Annotated in this window: 1 protein-coding gene; it reads left to right on the top strand. The window is 75.2% G+C overall.

Features of this window, described 5'->3' with window-relative positions; genetic code table 11:
- A partial coding sequence (locus ACFU99_RS30355) for a type I polyketide synthase (protein ID WP_384398093.1) occupies window positions 1-5,800 on the top strand: 5,800 nt, incomplete at both ends.

Raw genomic sequence — 5,800 nt, 5'->3', positions numbered from 1 at the left:
GAACTGCGCTCCTCCCTCGCCGGAGTCGTCCCCGCGCTCTCCGGCTGGCTCCGCGAGCGCCGCGGCCACTCCACGATCGACGGCTGGCGCTACCGCGTCGCCTGGAAGCCCCTGCCGACGCGGGGCGAGCCCGCCCTCCACGGCGCCTGGCTGGTCGCCGTGCCCGCCGGAACCGCCGACGGCCCCACCGCGACGGCCTGCGTGCGGGCCCTCGCCGCGCACGGGGCACGGCCGGTCCTGATCGAAGCGGGCCGCGACGCCGCCGACCGCGGCCGCTTCGCCGACCTGCTCCCGGACGGCCTGGACCCCGAGGCCCCCGCCGGAGTCCTCTCCCTGCTGTCACTGGACGAGTCCCCCTACGCCGAGGGCTCCGGGATGCCGACCGGGCTCGTCCTCACCGTCGCCCTGCTCCAGGCGCTCGGTGACGCGGGGCTCGACGCGCCCGTATGGTGCGCGACCCAGGGCGCGGTGTCCATCGGCCGGTCCGACCGGCTGCGCAGCGCCACGCAGGCCCTGGCCTGGGGGCTCGGCGGGGTCGCCGGTGTCGAGTACCCGCAGCGCTGGGCCGGGCTGATCGACCTCCCCGAGCACCTCGACGACCGGGCCCTGACCCGGCTGGCCGAAGCGCTCGCGGGAATCGGGACCGGCGGCGAAAACGGAACCACGAGCGGCATCGACGGCGAGGACCAGCTCGCGCTCCGCGCCTCCGGAGTGTTCGGCCGACGGCTCGCCACCGCCGCACTCGGCGACACAACCCCCGCCCGTACGTGGACGCCTGACGGGACGACACTCATCACCGGCGGCACCCGCGGCCTCGGCGCCCAGGTCGCGCGCCACCTCGCCCGCGGCGGCGCCGAACACCTCCTGCTCACCAGCCGCCGCGGCGCCGACACCCCCGGCGTCGACACGCTCCTCGCCGAACTGGAACAGCTCGGCGCCGACGTGACGGTAGCCGCCTGCGACGCCGCCGACCGGGACGCCCTGACGGAACTCCTGGCCGCCGTCCCGGACGGGCAGCCCCTGCGCGCCGTCGTCCACGCGGCGGGCGTCCTGGACGACGGCGTCATCGACTCGATCACACCCGAGCGGGCCGCCGGCGTCCTGCGCCCCAAGCTGGACGCCGCCCGCCACCTCGACGAACTCACCCGCGACCTGGACCTGACCGCGTTCGTGCTGTTCTCCTCCCTCGCCGGGACGCTCGGCGGCACCGGCCAGGGCAGCTACGCCGCGGCCAACGCCTACCTCGACGCCCTCGCCCAGCAGCGCCGCGACCGGGGCCTGCCCGGCACCTCCGTCGCCTGGGGCCTGTGGGCCGGGGACAGCCTCGCCGCCGGAGCCGTCGGCGAGCGGCTCGTACGCAACGGACTGCCCGCCATGGACCCCGAACTCGCCACCGCCGCCCTCCAGCAGGCCCTGGACCACGACGACACCCGCGTCCTCATCGCCGAATTCGCCTGGGACCGCTTCGTACGGGCCTTCACCGCCCTGCGCCCGAGCCCCGCCATCAGCGAACTCCCGCCCGTACAAAGGGTGATGGGCGACGCGCGGCCGTCCGGCGGCGGGGACCGGGGGACGGACTCGCAGGCCCGACGGCTCGCCGAGCTGCCCGCCGCCGACCGCGACCGCGCCCTCCTCGACCTCGTACGGACCGAAGTCGCCGACGTGCTCGGCCACCCCGGCCCCGAGGCCGTCGACCCGGACCGGGCCTTCAAGGACATCGGCTTCGACTCGCTGACCGCCGTCGATCTGCGCAACCGCCTCGCCGAGGCCACCGGGCTGCGCCTCTCGGTCACCCTGGCCTTCGACTACCCGACCGCGACCGTACTGGCCGGACACCTGCGCACCGAACTGCTCGGAGCCCACGCCGCTCCCGAGCCCCACCAGCAAACCGCCGCAGTATCGGAAGGCACCGAGAAGGCGACCGAAGACGACCCGATCGCCGTCGTCGCGATGAGCTGCCGCTTCCCCGGCGGCGTCACCACCCCCGAGGAGCTGTGGACGCTCCTCGCCTCCGGCGGGGACGCCATCACCGGCTTCCCCACCGGCCGGGGCTGGGACCTCGAAGGGCTCTACGACCCCGACCCGGACCGGGTCGGCAGCACCTACGCGCGAGAAGGCGGCTTCCTGCACGACGCCGACCACTTCGACCCCGCGTTCTTCGGGATCTCCCCGCGCGAGGCCCTGACCATCGACCCGCAGCAGCGGCTGCTCCTGGAACTCTCCTGGGAGGCCGTCGAACGCGCGGGCATCGACCCGCTGGCCCTCAAGGGCAGCGCGAGCGGCGTCTTCGTCGGATGCAGCCACCACGACTACGGCTCGCGGGTCGCCGACCCCTCCGAGGAGTCCGAGGGCTACCTCGGCATCGGCAGCGCCGGGAGCGTGGCCTCCGGCCGCATCTCCTACAGCCTCGGCCTCGAAGGCCCCGCCGTCACCGTCGACACGGCGTGCTCGTCGTCGCTGGTCGCGGTCCACCTCGCCGCGCAGGCCCTGCGCACCGGCGAGTGCGGGCTGGCGCTGGCCGGGGGCGTGACCGTGATGTCCACGCCCGGCGCGTTCGTCGAGTTCAGCAGGCAGCGGGTGCTCGCCGCCGACGGGCGCTGCAAGCCCTTCGCGGCCGCCGCCGACGGCACCTCCTGGTCCGAGGGCGCCGGACTACTGGTCCTGGAACGGCTCTCCGACGCCCGCCGCAACGGCCACCCCGTGCTCGCTCTGGTACGCGGCTCCGCCGTCAACCAGGACGGCGCCAGCAACGGCCTCACCGCGCCCAACGGCCCCTCCCAGCAGCGGGTGATCCGCCAGGCCCTGGCCTCCTCGGGGCTGTCCGCCGCCGACGTGGACGCCGTCGAGGCGCACGGCACGGGCACCAAGCTCGGCGACCCCATCGAGGCACAGGCGCTCCTGGCGACATACGGTCAGAACCGTTCTGTGGACAGGCCGTTGCTGCTCGGTTCGCTGAAATCCAACATCGGTCACAGCCAGGCGGCAGCCGGGGTCGCGGGCATCATGAAGATGGTGCTCGCCATGCGGCACGGCGAGCTGCCGCACACCCTGCACGTCGACGAGCCGACGCCCTACGTGGACTGGTCGGCCGGGTCCGTACACCTGCTGACCGAACGCACGGCGTGGCCGGAGACCGGCCGCCCGCGCCGGGCGGGCGTCTCCTCCTTCGGCGTCAGCGGCACCAACGCGCACACCATCCTGGAACACGTTCCGGAACCGGAACCGGACCCGAAGGCGGAGGCTGCCGCTCCCACTCCCGCGATCGACGACCCGGACGCGCAGCGCGCCGTCCTCCCCTGGCTGCTGTCCGGCCGCAGCGCCGAAGCCCTCACGTCCCAGGCCGAACGGCTGCTCCAGCACACCCGCACCCACCCCGCCGCCCCCGCCGACCTCGGCTACTCCCTCGCCGCCCACCGCAGCGCCTTCGAGCACCGCGCGGTCCTCACCGGCGACAGCCGGCCCGCCCTGCTCGCCGCCCTTACCGCCCTCGCCGCCGACGAACCCTCACCCGACCTGGTACGGGGCGTCACCGGCGGCGCGGGCAAGACCGCCTTCCTCTTCCCCGGCCAGGGCAGCCAGCGCACCGGCATGGGCGCCGGGCTGTACGCGGCGCACCCGGTCTTCGCCGACGCCTTCGACGCGGTCTGCGCGGAACTCGACCCGCTGCTCGACCGCCCGCTCCGCGACGTGATCAACGCCGCCCCGGCCGGCCCCGATGGCGCGGGCTCCGCTCCGACCGACCCCGACACCGGGCTGCTGCACCGCACCGCCTACACCCAGCCCGCCCTCTTCGCGCTCGGCGTCGCCCTCTACCGGCTGGTCGAGCACTGGGGCATCACCCCCGACCACCTCCTCGGCCACTCCGTCGGCGAACTGGCCGCAGCCCACGTCGCCGGGGTCCTCACGCTGCCCGACGCCGCCGCGCTCGTAGCCGCCCGAGGCCGGCTGATGGACGCGCTGCCGCCCGGCGGCGCGATGGTCTCCCTCACCGTCCCCGAGACGGAACTGCTGCCGCTGCTCGCCGGCCGGGAGGGCGACGTCAGCATCGCCGCCGTCAACGGGCCTTCCTCCACGGTGATTTCAGGTGACGAACGGACCGTCATGGACATCGCCGCCCAGGCGGAAGCGCTCGGCCACAAGACGAGGCGGCTGCGCGTCAGCCACGCCTTCCATTCCCCGCGCATGGAACCGATGCTCGCCGAGTTCCGCGCGACCGCCGCGCGGATCGCGTACGGGCGACCGGCCGTCCCCATCGTCTCCGACCTCACCGGAACCACCGCCACCGACGAACAGCTCGCCTCCCCGCAGTACTGGTCCGACCACGTACGCGGCACCGTCCGGTTCCTCGACGGCATGCGCTGCCTGGAGCGCCAAGGCGTCACGACCTATCTGGAATTCGGCCCCGACGGCGCGCTGAGCGGCATGGGCCAGGACTGCCTCACCGACGCGTCCGACGGCGCGGTGCTGGTGCCGCTGCTCCGCAAGGACCGTCCCGAACCCGCCGCGCTCACCACCGCCCTCGCCCGGCTGCACGTCCACGGCGCCGCCGTCGACTGGCCCGCCGTCTACGCGGGCAGCGGCGCCCGCCCCACCGCGCTGCCCACCTACGCCTTCCAGCGCCTGCCCTACTGGCTCGCCGCCACGGCCGCGACCGCCGACCTGCCCGCCGCCGGCCTGAACCCCGCCGAACACCCGCTGCTCGGCGCGGCCTGCCGGCTCGCCGACACCGGCGCCTCCCTGTTCACCACCAGGCTCTCCGTCCGCAGCCATCCCTGGCTCGCCGACCACGGCGTGTACGAAGGCGTCCTCTTCCCCGCCACCGCCTTCCTCGAACTCGCCGTCCACGCCGCCGACCAGTCCGGCTGCGCCGCCGTGGAGGAACTCACCCTCGAAGCGCCGCTGCTGCTCCCCGAGTCCGGCGCCATCGCGCTGCAACTCGCCGTCGGCCCGCCCGACGGCTCCGGAACCCGCCCGATCACCATTCACGCCCGGCCCGACGACGCCCAGCCCGACGACCCGTGGACCCGCCACGCCGGCGGCCTGCTGACCGAAGCCGACCAGGCGGCAGCAGATGAGGCAGATGAGAGGAACGGCGCCGAGGACTTCGCGCTCTGGCCCCCGGCCGACGCCGTGCCGCTGGACGTGGACGGCCTCTACGCACGGTTCGCCGAGGGCGGGTTCGCCTACGGGCCCGCGTTCCAGGGGCTGCGCGCCGCCTGGCGGCGCGGCGACGAGGTGTTCGCCGAGGCGAGCCTGCCCGCCGCGCAGCAGCCGGACGCGGGACGGTTCGGACTGCACCCCGCGCTCCTCGACGCGGCCCTCCACTCGCTCGTCTTCGACGTGCTCGAAGGGCCCGCCAAGGGCTGGCTGCCGTTCTCCTGGAACGGAGTGCGCCTGCACGCCACGGGCGCGCACACCCTCCGGCTCCGGCTGGCCCCGGCCGGCCGCGACACCGTCGCCGTGACGGCCGCCGACACCACCGGACGCCCCGTCCTGACCGCCGACTCCCTGGTCCTGCGGCCCGTATCCGCCGACCAGGTCAAGGCCGCCCGCAGCGGCCACCATGAGGAACTGTTCCGCCCCGAATGGCACGCGGTGCCGCCGCGGTCCGACGCGGCGGCCGCGGACACCGCCGGCTGGACCGCCCTCGGAGCGGAGGCTCCCTGGTGGCAGGACGCCCCGGTCCGTACCGCCGACGACCTCGCCGCACTCGCGGCGCGGACCGACGCGGGTGAACCCGCACCCCGCCTCGTGCTGGCGACCTGCCCGCCGACGGCGGGCGACAGCGCGGACGCCGTAC

Origin of the sequence: Streptomyces sp. NPDC057654, from assembly GCF_042800135.1 — a bacterium.
Lineage (GTDB): Bacteria > Actinomycetota > Actinomycetes > Streptomycetales > Streptomycetaceae > Streptomyces.
Note: the sequence above shows the minus strand (reverse complement) of the source record. Positions and strands in the feature narration are given on the sequence as shown.